This is a genomic window from Sphingomonas sp. BK580, from assembly GCF_014194975.1.
Lineage (GTDB): Bacteria > Pseudomonadota > Alphaproteobacteria > Sphingomonadales > Sphingomonadaceae > Sphingomonas.
Map to the genome: position 1 here is coordinate 110,468 of NZ_JACIAY010000001.1, position 17,015 is coordinate 127,482.

Below are 17,015 nucleotides of genomic sequence, written 5' to 3' on the forward strand. Positions count from 1 at the left end.
ACGCAGGAGCCCAGGGTCACAAGCGTAACGTTCGTTGCCCTGGGTTCCTGCATGCGCATGAACACGGTCTAGGATGAAGGGGTGAAGCCCGGTTACGTCTCCCTGATGGCAAGCCAACGTAATGGCACGCTGTACCTGGGAGTGACGAGCAACCTGCCGGCTCGAGCGAGTCAACATCGCACCGGCAGCATCGACGGCTTCACCAAACGATATGCCTGCACGCTGCTTGTCTGGTACGAGGCGCACGACGACATACAGGATGCTCGCCAGCGCGAGCTGCAGCTGAAGAAGTGGAAGCGGGCCTGGAAGCTCGACCTGATCGAGCGATCCAATCCAGGTTGGAAGGATCTGTACGAGACGCTGTTCTGATCCTGTTCCTGCCACAGCAGGAACCCAGAGCAACAGAGGGCGCCTCGCGATAACCCTGGGCTCCTGCGTTCGCAGGAGCACGATGGAGCAGAGTGATGGCTGACGAACAGCAGTACGACTATGACGTCCTCGTGATCGGCGCCGGGCCGGGCGGCTATGTCGCCGCGATCCGCGCCGCGCAGCTCGGGCTCCGCACCGCCTGCGCCGAGAGCCGCGAGACGCTGGGCGGCACCTGCCTCAACGTCGGCTGCATCCCCTCCAAGGCGATGCTCCACGCCTCCGAGCTGTACGACCATGCCGCCAACGGTGCGATGACCAAGCTGGGGATCAAGACCCAGGTAGAGCTCGACCTGGAGACGATGCACGGTCAGCGCCGCGACGCGGTAAAGCAGCTCACCGGCGGCATCGAGTATCTCTTCAAGAAGAACAAGGTGACCTGGCTCAAGGGCCGCGCCGCGTTCCAGGACGCGCATAGCGTCACGGTGGGCGACCAGCGCGTCACCGCCAGGAACATCGTGATCGCGACCGGCTCGTCGGTGACCGCGCTGCCCGGCGTGACGATCGACCAGCAGGTGGTGGTCGACTCCACCGGCGCGCTCGAGCTGCCGCGCGTGCCCGATCACATGGTGGTGATCGGCGGCGGGGTGATCGGGCTCGAGCTCGGCTCGGTGTGGCGCCGGCTCGGCGCCAAGGTGACCTGCGTCGAGTTCCTCGACCAGATCCTGCCCGGCTTCGACGGCGACATCCGCAAGGAATCGAACAAGATCTTCAAGAAGCAGGGGATCGAGTTCAAGCTCTCGACCAAGGTGACGAACGTCGCGGTCGAGGGCGGCAAGGCGGTGCTGACGCTCGAGCCCGCGCAGGGCGGCGAGGCGAGCACGCTCGAGGCCGACTGCGTGCTGGTGTCGATCGGGCGCCGGCCCAATACCGACGGGCTCAACCTCGAGGCCGCCGGGCTCGCCATCAACCAGCGCGGCCAGGTCGAGATCGATCACGACTTCCGCACCAAGGTCGACGGGATCTGGGCGATCGGCGACGTCGTCCCCGGCCCGATGCTGGCGCACAAGGCCGAGGACGAGGGCATCGCCGTGGCCGAGAACATCGCCGGGCAGCACGGCATCGTGAACCACGACGTGATCCCCTCGGTGGTCTACACCTGGCCCGAGATCGCGGGCGTCGGCCTCACCGAGGAGGTCGCGCGCGAGCGCGGCGAGGTGAAGGTCGGCAAGTTCCCGATGATGGCCAACAGCCGCGCCAAGACCAACCACGAGCCCGACGGCTTCGTGAAGGTGATCGCCGACGCCCAGACCGACCGCGTGCTCGGCGTGTGGTGCATCGCCACGGTCGGCGGCACGATGATCGCGCAGGCGGCGCAGGCGATGGAGTTCGGCGCCACCAGCGAGGACATCGCCTACACCTGCCACGCGCACCCGACGCACTCGGAAGCGATCAAGGAGGCCGCGATGGCGGTCACCGGCAAGCCGATCCATATCTGAGACGGCTGCTATGACGCGGGACGAGCGCGAGCGCCGCTGGCTCGCGCTCACCCGCGAGGTGATGCCGGGGCTGGCACGCGCGCGCGACTGGCCGGTGCGCGCTGACCATTGCTTCCAGCGCATCCTGCTCGACCACGCCTGTGGCGGGCGCTGGTATGACGCGATCGCGGGACGGCCCGCCTACCGCCACGCGACGGATGAGCAGCTGGACGCCGCCGTCGCGTTAGGTGAGGCGGTTATAGCGGGGCAGGCGGACCTCGCTGCGTTGAATGGGCAGTCGCTGGCGTGGCGCGGCAAGTTGTAGCGGTTCGCGCGCAGGCGGCCGCGGAATCGTACACGTAATCGGATAATCGATCGCGCCACATCCGGCCGTCACCCCGGCGGAGGCCGGGGTGCAGGTAGGGGACGGCGGTGGATCTCACATCGGCCTTCCCAGCTGGCCCCCGCCTTCGCTGGGCGACGCAAGATGCTGAGGCCTCGCGCTAATCAGCTGCGGTGCTCCTGCGCCCGCAGGAGCCCAGAGGTACTCGGCGCATCGCCCGTGACCTTGGGTTCCTCGCCGACGCAGGAGTACGGGGGACGAGGTGCGCCCTCACCTCACTCCGTGCCGGGCGAGCGCCTCAGCGTCCCGCTCCCGCATAGCCCGGGTCGGCCTGACACTGATCCGGATGCTTGCGGCAGGCCTTCTCGCGCTCCCGCCGCTCCTTCTCGTCGCGCTCGGCCTGCTTGCGCTGCTGGCGGACATACTTCTCGTCGCGCTCCTTGGGGCTCGTGGTCATCAGATCGGCGCCCTTGCCCACCGCCTTGACCGGCAAGGTCGCGACGTTCCAGGCGGTCCGGACGCACCCGCCGGTCGCCAGCAGCGGCACCGCCGCGATCATCACCACGATCCTACGCATCACTTCGTCTCCCGCCCCCGTGCCTCCGCTCCGATAGCAGGAAAATCGGTGAAGAACCCGTCGATCCCCTGCCCCAGCGCCGCGCGAATCTCGGCGACCAGGTCGCCGTGCGCGGCGGGCTGGTCGCCGCGACGGAAGCGCGGATCGAGGAAGACGTTCTCGGCGCGATAGGTCCACGGGTGCACCTTGAGCCCCGCGGCATGCGAGTCGCGCACGAGCGGCGTCGCGGTGGCGCCCGACCATAGCATCGCCTTCTCCGGCCCGAGACCGTAGGCGTAGCGCGCCACCGCGCGCAGCCCCTCGGGCGTCACCATCGCCGCGTAGCTCGGCGCGGCGCCGTCGGCCGGCGCGCCCTTGGCGGCGACGAGCTGGATCAGCCGGATCTTGGTCATCGTCGCCAGCCGCTTGAGATTGTCGACCTCGAACGACTGGATGAACACCGGCGCCGCGCGCGAGTCCCAGCCGGCGGTGCGCAGCTGCGCGACCAGCAGTGCGTCCGTCGGGTGACCGATCGAGCGGAAGTAGGTCGGGTGCTTGGTCTCGGGATAGATGCCGACGTGATGCCGCTTCGCCAGCGCGATCACCTCGGCGAAGGTCGGGATCGCCTCCTTGCCGTCCCACGCGGTGTTGGCGGGGCGCAGCTGCGGCAGCCGCTCCTTCGCGCGCAGCGTCTTGAGCTCGGCCAAGGTGAAATCCTCGACGAACCAGCCGGTCAGCGACTGACCGTCGATCGTCTTGGTGGTGCGGCGACCGGCGAACTCCGGGTGCTGCGCGACATCGGTGGTCTCCGAGATCTCGTTCTCGTGGCGCGCGACCAGCACGTCGTCCTTGGTGGGCACCAGGTCGGGCTCGATCACGTCGGCGCCCTGCTCGATCGCGCGCGTGTAGCTGGCGATCGTGTGCTCGGGGCGCTCGCCGCTCGCGCCGCGATGCGCGATGATGAGCGGGCGGGCGGGTCCTGTCATGCCCGCTTTCTGCGCCAGCGCCGCGCCCGGCGCCAGCACGACGAACAGCCCCATGAGAATCGTTCGCACGGACCCGCCGAGCGGCCGCGACGTTTCGCACACGTTAGTCAGGGGCCGGTCCATGCACTTCACCATCAATGGGAAATCCTACGAGACCGAGGTCGATATCCGCACCTCGCTGCTCGACCTGTGCCGTGAGCATCTCGGGCTCACCGGCAGCAAGAAGGGCTGCGACCACGGCCAGTGCGGCGCCTGCACCATGTTGGTGAACGGCCGCCGCATCAACGCCTGTCTCACGCTCGCCGTGATGCACCAGGATGACGAGATCATGACGATCGAGGGTCTGGGCACGGTCGAGAACCTCCACCCGCTCCAGGCCGCCTTCGTGAAGCACGACGGCTATCAGTGCGGCTATTGCACGCCGGGGCAGATCTGCTCGGCGATCGGCATGCTCGACGAGGTGAAGAAAGGTTGGCCCAGCCATGCCTCCGCCGACCTGACGGACGTCACCTTCGACGAGAGTGAGATCAGCGAGCGGATGAGCGGCAACATCTGCCGCTGCGCCGCCTACCCCAATATCGTCGAGGCGATCCGCGAGGTCGCCGCCGAGCAGCGCGAGGTGACGGCATGAAGACCTTCGACTATGCCCGCGCCGGCAGCGTGACCGAGGCGGTGCAGGCGGGCGGCCGTTTCATCGCCGGCGGCACCAACCTGCTCGACCTGATGAAGCTCCAGGTCGAGACGCCCGAGAAGCTCGTCGACATCAGCCGCCTCGACCTCGCCCAGATCGAGGAGCGCGAGGACGGCGGGCTCACCGTCGGCGCGCTGGTGCCAAACAGCGACCTCGCCGCCGACCCGCGCGTGATCGAGAAGTACGAGGTGCTCAGCCGCGCGCTGCTCGCCGGCGCGAGCGGTCAGCTGCGCAACAAGGCGACCACGGGCGGCAACCTGCTCCAGCGCACGCGCTGCTACTATTTCTACGACACCGCGGCCGGCTGCAACAAGCGCGAACCCGGCAGCGGCTGCGAGGCGATCGGCGGCTTCAACCGCATCCACGCGATCCTCGGCACCAGCGACCAGTGCATTGCCACCCACCCGGGCGACATGCCAGTGGCGATGCGCGCGCTCGACGCGGTGATCGTCACCCAGCGCGGCGACGGCGACAAGCGCCGCATCCCCATCGCCGACTTCTACCGCCTGCCCGGCGACACACCGCACATCGAGAATGTGCTCGAGCCGGGCGAGCTGATCACCCATGTCGAGCTGCCCGCCCCGCCGAAGGGCAGGCAGACGTACCGCAAGGTGCGCGACCGCGCCTCCTACGCCTTCGCGCTCGTCTCGGTCGCCGCGGTGATCGCGGTCGAGGAGGGCAGGATCGAATCCGCCGCGCTCGCTTTCGGCGGCCTCGCGCACATGCCGTGGCGCGACCCGGCCGTGGAGGCCGCGCTGGTCGGCCAGGCGCCGGGTACCGCCGCCTTCGAGGCAGCCGCCGACGCGCTGCTCGACGGCGCCAAGGGCTTCGGCAGCAACGACTTCAAGCTGCCGCTCGCGCGGCGCGTCCTCATCGCCACGCTCCGGGATCTCACGCAATGACGCTGATCGACAAGGTCCTGGGCCGCGACGAGCACCGCTCGCTTCGGATGGACAAGCCCCTCCCCGACAGCCTGCTCGACCGCGGCGCGCAGGGCGTGATCGGCCAGCCGATCGACCGGGTCGAGGGCCCGCTCAAGGTATCCGGCCGCGCCACCTACGCGGCGGAGTACCCGGCGGAGCGGCTCAGCTACGGGGTGCTGGTGCGCGCCCCGTTCGGCTCGGGCACGATCACCGACGTCGTCGCCGACGCGGCCAAGGCGCTGCCGGGCGTGATCGACGTGATCACCGATTACCCCAGCTTCATCCGCAACCCGCAGCAGGGCGGCGAGAAGAAAGCGCCGACGCAGGGCGTGGAGAAGGTCGACTATCACGGCGAAATCGTCGCGATCGTCGTCGCCGAGACGTTCGAGACGGCGCGCGACGCCGCCGCGCGGGTCAAGGTCGCCTATGAGCCGGCGGAAGGCGCCTTCGTCTTCGAGGAGCACCGCGACGAGGCCGATCGCCCCCCACCCGACCAGATCCCGCCCAAGTCGAGCCAGGGCGACGTCGACGCCGCGATGGCGTCCGCGGCTTATACCGTCGACCAGACCTATACCACGCCGAGCCAGAACTCCGCCGCGATGGAGCCGCACGCCTCGATCGCCGAGTGGAAGGACGGCAAGCTGACGCTGCACGGCTCTTATCAGATGGTCGCGTCGGACCAGATGCAGCTCGCGCAGGCGCTCGGCGTGGCCAACGATCAGGTGCGGATCATCTCGCGCTACGTCGGCGGCGGGTTCGGCTCCAAACTCGGCATCGCGCCCGAGAGCGTCGCCGCCGCGATCGCGGCCAAGCGGCTCGACCGGCCCGTGAAGGTAGCCATGGCGCGCCAGCAGGTGTTCGACGCCACGGTGCGTCGCTCGAACACCGAGCAGCGGATCCGCCTCGCCGCCGACCATGACGGCAAGCTCACCGCGATCGCGCACGAGACGCTGGCGAGCAACCTGCCGGGCGAGGACTTCTTCGAGCCTGCCGGCATCGGCACGCACTTCGCCTATGCCGCGGAGAACCGGCTGACCGACCACAAGCTGGTACGGCTCAATTGGCTGCTCTCCGGCTCGATGCGCGCGCCGGGCGAGGCGGTCGGCATGCTCGCGCTCGAGGCGGCGATGGACGAGCTGGCCGAGGTGATCGGGATCGACCCGATCGAGCTGCGCCGCCGCAACGAGCCCGAGCAGGATCCAGAGAAGAAGGTCCCCTTCTCCAGCCGCCAGCTGGTACCGTGCCTCGACCGCGGGGCGGAGGCGTTCGGCTGGTCGGCGCGCAAGAAGACCGCGGGCGACCGCCGCGGCGAATGGCTCCACGGCATGGGCGTGGCCGCCGCGGTGCGCTCGAACATGCTGCAGAAGTCGTCCGCCTCGGTCGAGCTGACGAAGGACGGTCGCGCGATCGTGTCGACCGACATGACCGACATCGGCACCGGCACCTACACGATCCTGGCGCAGATCGCCGCCGAGACCCTCGGCCTGCCGCTCGAGCGCGTGATCGTGCATCTCGGCGACGGCGAGGCACCGCCCGCGGCGGGCTCGGGCGGCTCCTGGGGCGCGGGCTCGTCGGGCTCGTCGGTCTATGTCGCGTGCGAGGCGCTGCGCGAGAAGCTGGCCAAGGCGATGGGCGTCGACGCCGAGGAGCTGACGCTCAAGGACGGCCGCGCCATCGCCGAGAACCGCGCCGTGGAGATCAGCGAGCTGGTCGGCGACGGCATGAAGGTCGTCGGCACGATCCAGCCCGGGCACCAGGAGAAGCTGGTGCGCCAGGCGAGCTACGGCGCCCATTTCGCCGAGGTGAAGGTGAACGCGGTCACGGGCGAGGTGCGCGTCGTACGCATGCTCGGCGTGTTCGAGGCGGGGCGCATCCTCAATCGCAAGACCGCGCGCTCGCAATGCCTCGGCGGCATGACCTTCGGGATCGGCGCCGCGCTGAGCGAGGAGCTGGTCCACGACCGCCGCAACGGCAAGGTGGTGAACCGCGACCTCGCCGAGTATCACGTGCCGGTCAACGCCGACATACCGCAGCTGGAGGTCGAGTTCCTCGACGGGCGCGACCACCATGCCAACCCGATCCACGCCAAGGGCATCGGCGAGCTCGGCATCTCGGGCGCGGGCGCGGCGATCGCCAACGCGATCTACAATGCCACCGGCGTGCGCGTGCGCGACTATCCGATCACGCTCGACAAGCTGCTGCCCGGCCTGCCAGACTGAAGCTTGATCCGCCTTGTCCCAAGCACGACCGTGCTTCTGCGCACGCAGGAGCCCAGAGCCACGATCGCCGCTCCCGCGACCCTGGGCTCCGGCGTCCGCCGGAGCATGCTTCCGCTGCGATGGATCCGGTTCTAAGGATCAGGCAGGACAATTCGGCCAGGCAGGATGATCGAACAGGCGATCGACACGGCGGAGCGGCCGGGCGGGCTGGCGCGCGCAGTGCAGGGCGTGCTCGGCGTCGCCGTGGCGCGCGTGGAGGGACCGCTCAAGGTCACCGGCGCCGCCTCCTACGCTTATGAGCGCGCGCCCGAGGGCGTCGTGTACGCTGCGGTCGTCGGCGCGCCCGTCGGTGCCGGCCGGATCGCCCGCATCGACGCCGCGGCGGCGCGCACGCTGCCCGGCGTGCTGGCGGTGATCGACGACGACCCGCGGCTCCCCGCGGGCGGGGCCAACTCGCGCGCCATGCCGAGCCAGGGCACCGACCGCGTGTTCCACTACGGCCAGCCCGTCGCGGTGGTCGTCGCCGAGACGCAGGCGATCGCGCGCGAGGCGGCGGCGCTGGTTCGCGTCGAGGCGGAGGCGAGCCGGGGCCGCTACGACGCCGCCGACCTGCCGATCGAGCGCCAGCCCAGATCCGCCTTCCTCGCCCCCGTCGACACCGGCGACCTCGACGCCGCGCTCCGCGACGCCGAGGTGGTGTTCGACCGCACCTATACGACCCCCGCGCACTTCCCCGCCGCGCTCGAGCCGCACGCCTCGACGATCTGGTGGGAGGGCGACGTCCTGACCGTCCGATCGAGCAACCAGATCGTCGGCGCCGCGCGAAACACGATCGCCACCGCGCTCGGCATGTCGCCCGACAAGGTGCGCGTGCTCGCGCCCTATGTCGGCGGCGGCTTCGGCGGCAAGACCGGGGTCGGCCCCGAGGTGATCCTCGCGGCGATCGCCGCCGAGCGGTTGCGCCGACCCGTCAAGGTGGCGCTGCCGCGGCGCGATACCGCCTATCTGGTCCACCATCGCAGTCCCACCACCCAGCGCGTCCGCATCGCCTGCGACCGCGACGGTCACATCGCCGCGATCGCGCACGAGAGCGTCGCGCAGCAGAACGACGATGCCGGCTTCGTCGAGCCGGTGCCGTTCGGCACGATCCCGCTCTACGCCGGCGCGGCCCGGCGGATGACGACCGATCTCGTCCGCGTGAACCTGCCGCCGACCGGCCCGGTGCGTGCGCCGGGCGAGGCGGTGGGCACCTTCGCCACCGAGTGCGCGATGGACGAGCTCGCCGAGGAACTCGGGCTCGATCCGATCGAGCTGCGCCGCCGCAACGAGCCGGCCTATGATCCGACGACGTCGCGCCCGTTCTCCACCCGCCGCCTGCTCGACTGCTATGACGAGGGCGCGCGACGCTTCGGCTGGCCCGCGCGTGTGCCCGATCCCGCCACCACGCTCAACGGCGAGTGGCTGATCGGCATCGGCATGGCGACCGCGCTGCGCGGCAACTTCACGGTGGCGGCCGAGGCGGAGGTGCGGCTCGACGCCGGCGGCGCGGCGACCGTCTCCTGCGATATGACCGACATCGGCACCGGCACCTACACGATCCTGGCACAGACCGTGGGCGAGATCCTCGGCCTCGCGCCGGCCGCGGTGACGGTCCGGCTCGGCGACACCGATCTGCCGCCCACCGCCGGCTCGGGCGGCTCGTTCGGCGCGGGCAGCGCCACCTCCGCCGCGGCGCTCGCATGCGAGGAGGTGCTCGCCGAGCTGGCGCGCCGAATGAACGCCGCGCCGGAGGAACTGGTGCTGCGCGACGGAGTCGTGAGCGCCGGGTCGCGGTCCGTGCCGCTGACCGACCTCGTCCGCGACGCCCCGATCGTCGCGCGGGGGCGCAGCACGCCGGGGCAGCAGGCCAAGCGCACCAGCCAGGCCAGCCACGGCGCGCATTTCGCCGAGGTGGCGGTCAACGCGGTCACCGGCGAGGTGCGCGTGCGGCGGATGGTGGGCGTGTTCGATGTCGGGCGCGTGCTCAACCGCGCCACCGCGGCCAACCAGCTGGTCGGCGGCATGATCTGGGGGATCAGCTACGCGCTCGGCGAGGCCGCGGTGATCGACCCGCGCTCGGGCCGCTTCGTCAACCCGGACTTCGGCGAGTATCACGTCGCGGTGAACGCCGACGTGCCGCGGATCGAGTGCCACTTCGTCGAGGAGATCGACGACGCCGCCAACCAGACCGGCGCCAAGGCCGTGGGCGAGCTCGGCATCTCGGGCGCGGGGGCGGCGGTGATCAACGCGATCCACAACGCCACCGGCGTGCGCGTGCGCGACGTCCCCGCGACGCTCGACACGCTGCTCGCCGCGTTGCCGCCGGTGTGAGCGGACGATTGCGCGCCGACATCCGCCCACTCGCGTCGTCATCCCGGCCTCGAGCCGGGATCCATGGTGCCGCGATCGCAACCAGGCGATGCGTGATCGAAGGCTTGGATGCCGGGTCAAGTCCGGCATGACGGTGAGAAACGGTGCGGCGTGGCCAATGTTCGCGGAGGGCACTGGCTTTGCCCGACCGCAAGCCCCCGTGTCCCTGCGCACGCAGGAACCCAGGGCCGCGAGCGCCGCACTTGACGCCCTAGGCTCCTGCGTGCGCAGGAGCACTTCGCCCGCTAGGATCACCTGACCCATGGCCGATAACGACACCGTCCTCGCCGCCGCGCAGAACTGGAAGGGCGCCCCGCTCGCGCTCGCCACCGTGGTCTCCACCTGGGGCTCGGCGCCGCGACCGCGCGGCAGCCACATGCTCGTCCACGCGGACGGCCGCTTCGAGGGCTCGGTCTCGGGCGGCTGCGTCGAGGGCGACATCCTCGACACCGCGGCGCAGGTGATCGCGGGCGCGCCGTTCCAGCTCAAGCGCTACGGCGTCGCCGACGACAGTGCCTGGGAGGTGGGACTGCCGTGCGGCGGCGAGATCAGCGTGATGGTGCAGCCGGTCTCGGCCGAAGGCTTCGACCCCGAGCTGTTCGACCGCATCGCCGCGGCGCGCGCCGAGGGCCGCTCGCTCACCGTCACCACCGATCTCGCCACCGGCCACTCCGACCTGCGCCCGCTCGAGACCGGCGAGCTGTTTGCCAACCGCTACGACCCGCCGCGGCGGCTGCTGATCGTCGGCGCGGTGCAGATCGCGCAGAGCCTCGCCGCGCTCACCCAGGCGCTCGGCATCGAGACGGTGGTGATCGATCCGCGCGGACGCTTCCTCACCGAAGAGCGCTTCCCCGGGGTCACGCTCGACGATCGCTGGCCCGACGAGGCCGTGGCGGCGTGGAAGCCTGGGCCCGCGACAGCGGTGGTGACGCTCAGCCACGACACCAAGATCGACGACCCCGCGCTGATCGCCGCGCTCGCCGCCGATACCGGCTATGTCGGCGCGCTCGGCAGCCGGCGCAGCCACGCGGCGCGGCGGGAGCGGCTCGCCGCCTCGGGCGTTGATGCGGATCAACTCGACCGGATAGACGGTCCCGTCGGGATCGATATCGGCGCGATCGGCCCGTCCGAGATCGCGCTGTCGATCGCGGCGGCGATGGTGGGGGCCTTCAATGATCGCCGTTGAGGATACCGTGCTGGTGCTGCTCGCCGCCGGCCGCTCGGAGCGGTTCGGTGACATCGGCAGCAAGCTCGACCAGCCCTTCCTCGCGCGTCCGCTCGGGTTGCACGTCGCGGTGGCCTTGGAGGATATGCCGTTCCGCCAGCGCGTCGCGGTGGTGGACGGGTGCAAGATCGACTTCGCGCAGTTCGGCTTCTTCGTCACGCACAACGACGATCCCGAGCGCGACATGGCGTCCTCGGTGCGGATCGGGGTCGACTGCGCGCGGGCGCATGATGCCAAGGCCGTGCTGATCGCGCTCGCGGACATGCCGCGCGTCACCGCGGCGCATATCTACCGGCTCTTCGACGCGAGCGAGATGGGGGAGCAGGCGGTGGTGGCCTCGAGCGACGGCCACTCGCCCAAGCCGCCCGCGCTGTTCGGCCGAGCGCGCTTCGACGAGCTGCTCGCGATCGGCGGTGACCAGGGCGCGCGCGACCTGATCCAGTCGGGGCGGCACGTCGTCACCAACGGTGCCGAGCTGATCGACGTCGACACGCCGGAGGAGCTCGAGGCGCTGCGCGAGTTGGTCCACGCGCCCGAGGCGCTGTCGCGGCCCGACTCGCACGTGCTGCGCGGCGGCGACGCCGCGGCGTTGGCGGCGCTGCGTGGCCAGCTGGAGGAGTGATACCGGGCTGCCAGCCCGGCGCACGCCGGGGTCGGGTTGGGGGACGCGGCTGACACTCACTGACGCCTTCCCCACCTGGACGCCTGCGTTCGCCGGGGTGGTCAGCTTAGGAGATGGGCCCGATCACTCGTGCCGCAGCGCGTCGATCGGGTTGAGCGCCGCCGCGCGCCGCGCCGGAAAATAGCCGAACACCACCCCGATCACCGCCGAGATCGCGAAGGCGACCAGGTTGATCCGCGGATCGAACGTCCACGGCACCTGGAGCAGTGGCGTCAGACCGGCGATCACCGCCTGCGCCAGTACCAGCCCGATCAGGCCGCCGAGGCACGACAGCGCCACCGCCTCGACCAGGAACTGGAGCAGCACCTCGCGCGCCACCGCGCCGATCGCGAGCCGTATGCCGATCTCGCGCGTGCGCTCGGTCACCGACACCAGCATGATGTTCATGATGCCGATCCCGCCGACCACGAGGCTGATCGCGGCCACCGCGGCGACGATACGGGTCAGCGCGGTGGTGGTGCCGGTCAGCGTGTCGCTGATCTGCTTGGTGTCGAAGATGTTGAAATCGTCTTCGCGCCCGTCGGTGATGGTGCGGCGCTCGCGCAGCAGCTGGGTGATCGAGGCCTGGACGGTGCTGGTGGCATAGGCCTGGTCGACCCCGACCAGCATCAGCCGCACGTCGCGGTTGCCGGTGAAGCGGCGCTGCACCGTCTTGATCGGCATGATCACGATATCGTCCTGATCCCCGCCGAACCCGGCCTGGCCCTTGGTCGACAGCACGCCGATCACGTCGCAGCTCACGTCGCCGAGCCGGAAGCGCTCGCCCACCGCCTCGCCGCCGCGGAAGAGGTTCTGCCGCACGGTGTTGCCGATGATGCAGACCGCCTTGCCCGCCTGCTCCTCCTGCGGCGTCCACTGCCGACCGCTCACCAGCGGCCAGGGCTGGACCTGGAAATAGGCCGCGGTGGTGCCGTTGATCGTGGTCGACCAGTTGGCGCCCTCGTAGATCGCGGTGGCGCTCGCCTGCGCCTGCGGCGCCACCGCGGTGACGCCCGCGATCTGCGCGGCGATCGCGGTGACGTCCTCGGGCTTGAAGTCGGGCGGGCGCGGTCCGCCGCCGCCGCGGCCGAAGCCCTGGCCGGGACGGATCTGGAGGATGTTGGTGCCGAGCGCCGCGATCTGCGACTGCACCGCGGCGGTGGTCGCTTTGCCCAGCGTGACCATCGTCACCACCGCGCCGACGCCGATGACGATGCCCAGGATCGTGAGGAACGAGCGCAGGATGTGGCGCCGGATCGAGCGCAGCGCGAGCAGGAAGGTGGTGCCCAGCATCAGTTCGCCTCGACCCGCTCGGGCGTCTCGCCGGGGCGGTGGTGCGCCTCGATGCGCTCGACCAGCCCGTCCTTGAAGTGGATCACGGTGCGCGCGAAGGCGGCCATATCGGGCTCGTGAGTCACCATCAGCACCGTGATGTTGCTGTCGCGGTTGAGCCCGGTGAGCAGCTCCATGATCTCGACCGAGCGCTCCGAATCGAGGTTGCCGGTCGGCTCGTCGGCGAGCAGCACGTCGGGCGAAGTGACGATCGCGCGCGCGATCGCGACGCGCTGCTGCTGGCCGCCCGACAGCTCGGCGGGGGTATGGTCCCACCACTGGTCGAGCCCCACCTTCTCCAGCGCCGCCATCGCCGCCTGGCGCCGCGCGCGCTTCTCGTCGCCGCGGTAGAGCAGCGGCAGCTCGACGTTCTCGAGCGCGGTGGTGCGGCTGAGCAGGTTGAAGCCCTGGAACACGAAGCCGAGGTGGCGCCGGCGCAGCAGCGCGCGCTGGTCGCGATCCAGCGTCTCGACGTGGTGTCCCTGGAACAGGAAGGTGCCCCCACTCGGCACGTCGAGGCAGCCGAGGATGTTCATCGTCGTCGACTTGCCCGAGCCCGACGGCCCCATGACCGCGACGAAGTCGCCCGCGGCGATGTCGAGGTCGACGCCCTTGAGCGCCTGGAACTGCGTCGCACCCTCGCCATAGACCTTGGTGACGCCGCGCAGGCTGATCAGGGGCGTGTCACTGGCCACCCGCCGCGCCCCCTCCCCCGCCGCGACGACCACGCCCGCTCGCGCTGGCGGCGCCGGCCTGGTCCGTGCCTGCCGCGAGCTGGCCCGTGATCACCTCCATGCCCGGTTTGAGCCCGCCCGACAGCACCTCGGTCTGGGTGCCGTCGGTGTCGCCCGTGGTGACCTGGATCGGCTGGGGCGTGCCGTCCTCGCCCTTGACGTAGACGGTCTGCGACGCACCGCGGCCGACGGTGGCGCTGCGCTCGGCGCGCGCGCGGCGCGGTGGGCCCGCCAGGATCGTACCGGTGATGCCGCCGCGCCCGCTACCGCCCGCGCTGGGCTTGAAGCGGAAGGCGGCGTTCGGGACGAGCAGCACGTTGCGCTTGTCCGCGGTGACGATGTCGGCGGTGGCCGTCATGCCGGGGCGCAGCTGGAGCGTCGGGTTCGCCACCGTCAGGTCTGCGGCGTAGGATACCACCTGCCCGCTCGTGCTCGACGTCGCGCTGGTCGACGAGGAGGAGGAAGCGGTGGCGCTGCTCACCGTCAGGTTCGAGCCGAGGTCGACGCGCGTGATCGTCGCGGGGAAGCTGCGGCCGGGGAAGGCATCGACCGTGAAGTTGGCTTTCTGCCCGACCTGCACCTCGCCGACGTCGGCCTCGTCGATCGCTACCTCCAGCTTCATCTTGGAGAGGTCCTCCGCGATCACGAAGAGCGTCGGCGTGTTGAACGAGGCCGCGACGGTCTGGCCGGGATCGACCTGGCGCGCGAGCACCACGCCGTTGACGGGCGAGCGGATGATCGCGCGCGCGCGCTGCGTCTGCGACTGCGACAGCGTCGCGCGCGCGGCCGCCACGTTCGCCTCGGCTACCCGCAACGCCGCGGTGGCGCGCTGCGCGTCGGCCTGGCCGGTCTGCAGCTCGGTGCGTGACGGGACGCGTCCCTTGGAGAGCTTGAACACCTCGTTGAGCCGGGCGAGCTGCGCCTGCGACTCCGCCACCGTCGCGCGCGCCTGCGCCACCTGCGCCTCGTTGGCGGCGAGCTGCGCCTGCCCGGCGCGGATCTGGTCCTCGATCTGCTCGGGATCGATCAGCGCGAGCGGCTGGCCGGCGGTGACTCGGTCGTTGACGTCGACCACCACCTTGGTGACGAGGCCCGAGAGCTGCGAGCCGACCGTCACCTGGTTGGTGGGTGCCAGCTTGCCCGTCGCCGAGACGGTGACGGTGAGGTCGCCGCGCTTCGCAGGGGCACTGGCGTAGCGCACCGGCTCGGTGCCGCCGAAGACGCAGCGCGACAGCAGCAGCAGCACCACGATCAGGCCGGCGAGCACCAGCACCCACTTGGCCCAGCGCCGCCACGCCGGCTGCGGCTGGACGCCCAGGAAGTCGTCGAGCTGTGTCTCGGGCATCAGGGCTGTCCGTCGCTGGGCGTGGTGGTGGGGGCGGGCTGCACGAGCGTCGGCGCCGATCCGGCGCGCGGCGGCGCCTCGGGTACGCCGGCGGCGTCCCACCCGCCGCCGAGCGCGCCGAAGAGCTGCACCAGCGCCGTCGCCGCGTCGGCCTGCGCCTGCGCCGCGCTGTTGCGCGTGCTCAGCAGCGTTGCCTCCTGCTGGCTGAGCGTGGTGAAGTCGGTCAACCCGGAGCGATACTGGCTGCGCGACAGGATCGCGGCGTTGTTGGCCGCCTCATAGGCGATCGTCAGCTGCTCCTCGCGCCGCCGCGCGGTGTCCAGCGCGACCGCCGCATTCTCGACGTCCTCCAGCGCGGTCAGCACGGTCGACTTGTAGGCGGCGAGCGCGGCATCGGCCGCGGCTTGCTGCCCGCGCACCTGGCTGCGCAGCCGCCCGCCATTGAAGATCGCCTGGGTCACGCCGGCGAACAGCCCGCCCGTGACCGTGTCGAGCAGGCCGCCGACGCCGCCCGCCCGCGTGTTGATGTTCCCGGTGATCGCGAGGTTGGGGTAGAGTGCCGCCTCGGCGACGCCGATCTCCGCCGTGGCGGCGGCGAGCGCGCGCTCGGCCGCGCGCACGTCGGGTCGCTGGCGCAGCACGTCGGCGGGGATGCCGATGCCCGAGGGCGACGCGCCGACGGGGATCGGCCGCGCCGCCGCCAGCCGCGGCTTGAGCGCACCCGGCGCCTGCGCGGTGAGCACGCCGATGCGCGACACCGCGGCGTTATACTGCTGCTCGAGCGAGGGGATCGTCGCGGCGGTCTGCGCGCGCTGCTGGCGCGCCTGCTCCTGGTCGAGCGACGACACCAGACCGGCCTGGACGCGGAAGCCCGCGATCTCGAGATTGTCGTCCTGCAGCGCGAGGCTCGCGCGCGCGTTGGCGAGCTGCGCCTGGTAGAGCCGCGCGAGCACGTAGTTGCGCGCCACCTCCTGCTGAACCGACAGCAGCGTGGTCGCATAGTCGAAGCCCGACGCCTGATATTGCGCGCGGCTGGCCTCGATCGTGCGGCGCACCTCGCCGAACAGGCCGAGCTGATAGGAGGCGCTCAGCCCGATCGAGTAATTGTCCGCGCCGCCGCCGCCGACGTTCTGCACCGTGCCGTCGGGCAAGGTGATCGTCTGCCCGCCGCCGCGCAGCGTCTCGGAGCGGCTGTAGCCGGTGTTGCCGCTGAGCGAGGGCAGCAGGTCGGCGCGGCTCTGCACCAGGGACTCGCGGGCCTGGCGCAGCCGCGCGATCGCCTGCGCGACGTCGAGGTTGGCGGTCGCGGCCTGCTCGACCAGCTCGCCCAGGACGGGGTCGTCGAAGCGCTGCCACCAGCGCGTGAGGTCGTCGCGCGTCGGCGGCGCAGGAACGGAGTAAGCGACCGGCACGCCCAGCTCGGTCGCGGATCGCGGCTGGTAATCGGGGCCGACGGTGCAGCCCGCCAGCGCGAGCAGGGTCGTCGCAAGGGTCGCACGCCTCATGCTGCGATGCATGAACATGCCCGCCGGGCACGTCCAGCGTTAATATGTCGCAAGTTGTCGTGGCGGGCTGCGGCTGGAGGGCAGCCGAGGTGGCGGGCAACCTAGTGTCCGCTCTGACCTAGCGTGGACCGGCACCTTCGATGCTGATGGCGTTCATCCTGAACTTGTTTCAAGATCCACGGCGGCGCGCACGGGGAGCGTGCGGCGCTCGCACGACAGTGAATCCTGCGACGAGTTCAGGG

At 70.9% G+C, this 17,015-nt stretch carries 15 protein-coding genes; 9 read left to right on the plus strand and 6 right to left on the minus strand.

All coding sequences use genetic code 11. The features are described 5' to 3' along the window. The first annotated feature begins 105 nt into the window (after positions 1-105). The 3 genes from FHY05_RS00580 to FHY05_RS00590 all read left to right on the plus strand — a co-directional run bounded on the left by FHY05_RS00580 (position 106) and on the right by FHY05_RS00590 (position 2,169). The gene (locus FHY05_RS00580) at positions 106-369 is read left to right on the plus strand and encodes a GIY-YIG nuclease family protein (protein WP_183942492.1); all 264 of its coding nucleotides are present in this window, start codon (positions 106-108) and stop codon (positions 367-369) included. Between the two features lie 95 nt (positions 370-464). After that, positions 465-1,865: a dihydrolipoyl dehydrogenase gene (gene lpdA, locus FHY05_RS00585; RefSeq protein WP_183942493.1), complete on the plus strand. Its 1,401-nt coding sequence runs from the start codon at positions 465-467 to the stop codon at positions 1,863-1,865. A 10-nt stretch (positions 1,866-1,875) separates the two neighbouring features. Next, positions 1,876-2,169, plus strand: a complete 294-nt coding sequence (locus FHY05_RS00590; RefSeq protein ID WP_183942494.1) for a GCN5-related N-acetyltransferase — start codon at positions 1,876-1,878, stop codon at positions 2,167-2,169. Between the two features lie 316 nt (positions 2,170-2,485). Here FHY05_RS00590 and FHY05_RS00595 read toward each other — a convergent pair whose 3' ends face one another. Both FHY05_RS00595 and FHY05_RS00600 read right to left on the minus strand, forming a co-directional pair. Further along, positions 2,486-2,764, minus strand: coding sequence for a hypothetical protein (locus FHY05_RS00595; RefSeq protein ID WP_183942495.1), 279 nt, complete (start codon positions 2,762-2,764; stop codon positions 2,486-2,488). Continuing rightward, entirely contained in the window at positions 2,764-3,729 is a 966-nt protein-coding gene (locus FHY05_RS00600; protein WP_260181122.1) for a glycerophosphodiester phosphodiesterase, read from the minus strand. The genes FHY05_RS00595 and FHY05_RS00600 overlap by 1 nt, the downstream gene beginning before the upstream one ends. 121 nt (positions 3,730-3,850) lie before the next feature. On the opposite strand from FHY05_RS00600, the gene FHY05_RS00605 reads away from it, so the two are divergent. The 6 genes from FHY05_RS00605 (at position 3,851) to FHY05_RS00630 (ending at position 11,818) form a co-directional block, all read left to right on the plus strand. Next, positions 3,851-4,360 carry a 2Fe-2S iron-sulfur cluster-binding protein gene (locus FHY05_RS00605; RefSeq protein ID WP_183942496.1) on the plus strand — a complete coding sequence of 170 codons (510 nt, stop codon included), beginning with the start codon at positions 3,851-3,853 and terminating at the stop codon, positions 4,358-4,360. Next, complete coding sequence (locus tag FHY05_RS00610) at positions 4,357-5,322, plus strand: xanthine dehydrogenase family protein subunit M (protein ID WP_183942497.1); 966 nt, start codon at positions 4,357-4,359, stop codon at positions 5,320-5,322. Before FHY05_RS00605 ends, FHY05_RS00610 begins: the two co-directional genes overlap by 4 nt. Next, positions 5,319-7,562, plus strand: coding sequence for a xanthine dehydrogenase family protein molybdopterin-binding subunit (locus tag FHY05_RS00615; RefSeq protein WP_183942498.1), 2,244 nt, complete (start codon positions 5,319-5,321; stop codon positions 7,560-7,562). Before FHY05_RS00610 ends, FHY05_RS00615 begins: the two co-directional genes overlap by 4 nt. A 165-nt stretch (positions 7,563-7,727) precedes the next feature. Further along, entirely contained in the window at positions 7,728-9,932 is a 2,205-nt protein-coding gene (locus FHY05_RS00620) for a xanthine dehydrogenase family protein molybdopterin-binding subunit (protein WP_183942499.1), read from the plus strand. Positions 9,933-10,233: 301 nt separating this feature from the next. After that, a complete protein-coding gene (locus FHY05_RS00625) occupies positions 10,234-11,157 on the plus strand; it encodes an XdhC family protein (RefSeq protein ID WP_183942500.1) in 924 nt (307 codons plus the stop codon). Beyond that, positions 11,144-11,818 carry a nucleotidyltransferase family protein gene (locus FHY05_RS00630; RefSeq protein ID WP_183942501.1) on the plus strand — a complete coding sequence of 225 codons (675 nt, stop codon included), beginning with the start codon at positions 11,144-11,146 and terminating at the stop codon, positions 11,816-11,818. Before FHY05_RS00625 ends, FHY05_RS00630 begins: the two co-directional genes overlap by 14 nt. Before the next feature lie 123 nt (positions 11,819-11,941). Here FHY05_RS00630 and FHY05_RS00635 read toward each other — a convergent pair whose 3' ends face one another. The 4 genes from FHY05_RS00635 to FHY05_RS00650 are packed head-to-tail and all read right to left on the minus strand — an operon-like array spanning position 11,942 to position 16,773. Beyond that, complete coding sequence (locus FHY05_RS00635; protein ID WP_183942502.1) at positions 11,942-13,150, minus strand: ABC transporter permease; 1,209 nt, start codon at positions 13,148-13,150, stop codon at positions 11,942-11,944. Further along, positions 13,150-13,884 carry an ABC transporter ATP-binding protein gene (locus tag FHY05_RS00640; RefSeq protein WP_183942503.1) on the minus strand — a complete coding sequence of 245 codons (735 nt, stop codon included), beginning with the start codon at positions 13,882-13,884 and terminating at the stop codon, positions 13,150-13,152. Before FHY05_RS00640 ends, FHY05_RS00635 begins: the two co-directional genes overlap by 1 nt. Further along, complete coding sequence (locus FHY05_RS00645; protein ID WP_183942504.1) at positions 13,874-15,268, minus strand: efflux RND transporter periplasmic adaptor subunit; 1,395 nt, start codon at positions 15,266-15,268, stop codon at positions 13,874-13,876. The genes FHY05_RS00640 and FHY05_RS00645 overlap by 11 nt, the downstream gene beginning before the upstream one ends. Further along, a complete protein-coding gene (locus tag FHY05_RS00650) occupies positions 15,268-16,773 on the minus strand; it encodes an efflux transporter outer membrane subunit (RefSeq protein WP_183942505.1) in 1,506 nt (501 codons plus the stop codon). Before FHY05_RS00650 ends, FHY05_RS00645 begins: the two co-directional genes overlap by 1 nt. Positions 16,774-17,015: the final 242 nt, after the last annotated feature.

What these genes read in the sequence shown, in the direction of transcription:
- FHY05_RS00580 (WP_183942492.1), top strand. Translation starts at nt 106, where the DNA reads ATGGCAAGCCAACGTAATGGCACGCTGTACCTGGGAGTGACGAGCAAC.
- FHY05_RS00605 (WP_183942496.1), top strand. Translation starts at nt 3,851, where the DNA reads ATGCACTTCACCATCAATGGGAAATCCTACGAGACCGAGGTCGATATC.
- FHY05_RS00630 (WP_183942501.1), top strand. Translation starts at nt 11,144, where the DNA reads ATGATCGCCGTTGAGGATACCGTGCTGGTGCTGCTCGCCGCCGGCCGC.
- FHY05_RS00635 (WP_183942502.1), bottom strand. Translation starts at nt 13,150, where the DNA reads ATGCTGGGCACCACCTTCCTGCTCGCGCTGCGCTCGATCCGGCGCCAC.
- FHY05_RS00650 (WP_183942505.1), bottom strand. Translation starts at nt 16,773, where the DNA reads ATGAGGCGTGCGACCCTTGCGACGACCCTGCTCGCGCTGGCGGGCTGC.
- FHY05_RS00595 (WP_183942495.1), bottom strand. Translation starts at nt 2,764, where the DNA reads ATGCGTAGGATCGTGGTGATGATCGCGGCGGTGCCGCTGCTGGCGACC.
- lpdA (WP_183942493.1), top strand. Translation starts at nt 465, where the DNA reads ATGGCTGACGAACAGCAGTACGACTATGACGTCCTCGTGATCGGCGCC.
- FHY05_RS00600 (WP_260181122.1), bottom strand. Translation starts at nt 3,729, where the DNA reads ATGACAGGACCCGCCCGCCCGCTCATCATCGCGCATCGCGGCGCGAGC.
- FHY05_RS00615 (WP_183942498.1), top strand. Translation starts at nt 5,319, where the DNA reads ATGACGCTGATCGACAAGGTCCTGGGCCGCGACGAGCACCGCTCGCTT.
- FHY05_RS00645 (WP_183942504.1), bottom strand. Translation starts at nt 15,268, where the DNA reads ATGCCCGAGACACAGCTCGACGACTTCCTGGGCGTCCAGCCGCAGCCG.
- FHY05_RS00625 (WP_183942500.1), top strand. Translation starts at nt 10,234, where the DNA reads ATGGCCGATAACGACACCGTCCTCGCCGCCGCGCAGAACTGGAAGGGC.
- FHY05_RS00590 (WP_183942494.1), top strand. Translation starts at nt 1,876, where the DNA reads ATGACGCGGGACGAGCGCGAGCGCCGCTGGCTCGCGCTCACCCGCGAG.
- FHY05_RS00610 (WP_183942497.1), top strand. Translation starts at nt 4,357, where the DNA reads ATGAAGACCTTCGACTATGCCCGCGCCGGCAGCGTGACCGAGGCGGTG.
- FHY05_RS00620 (WP_183942499.1), top strand. Translation starts at nt 7,728, where the DNA reads ATGATCGAACAGGCGATCGACACGGCGGAGCGGCCGGGCGGGCTGGCG.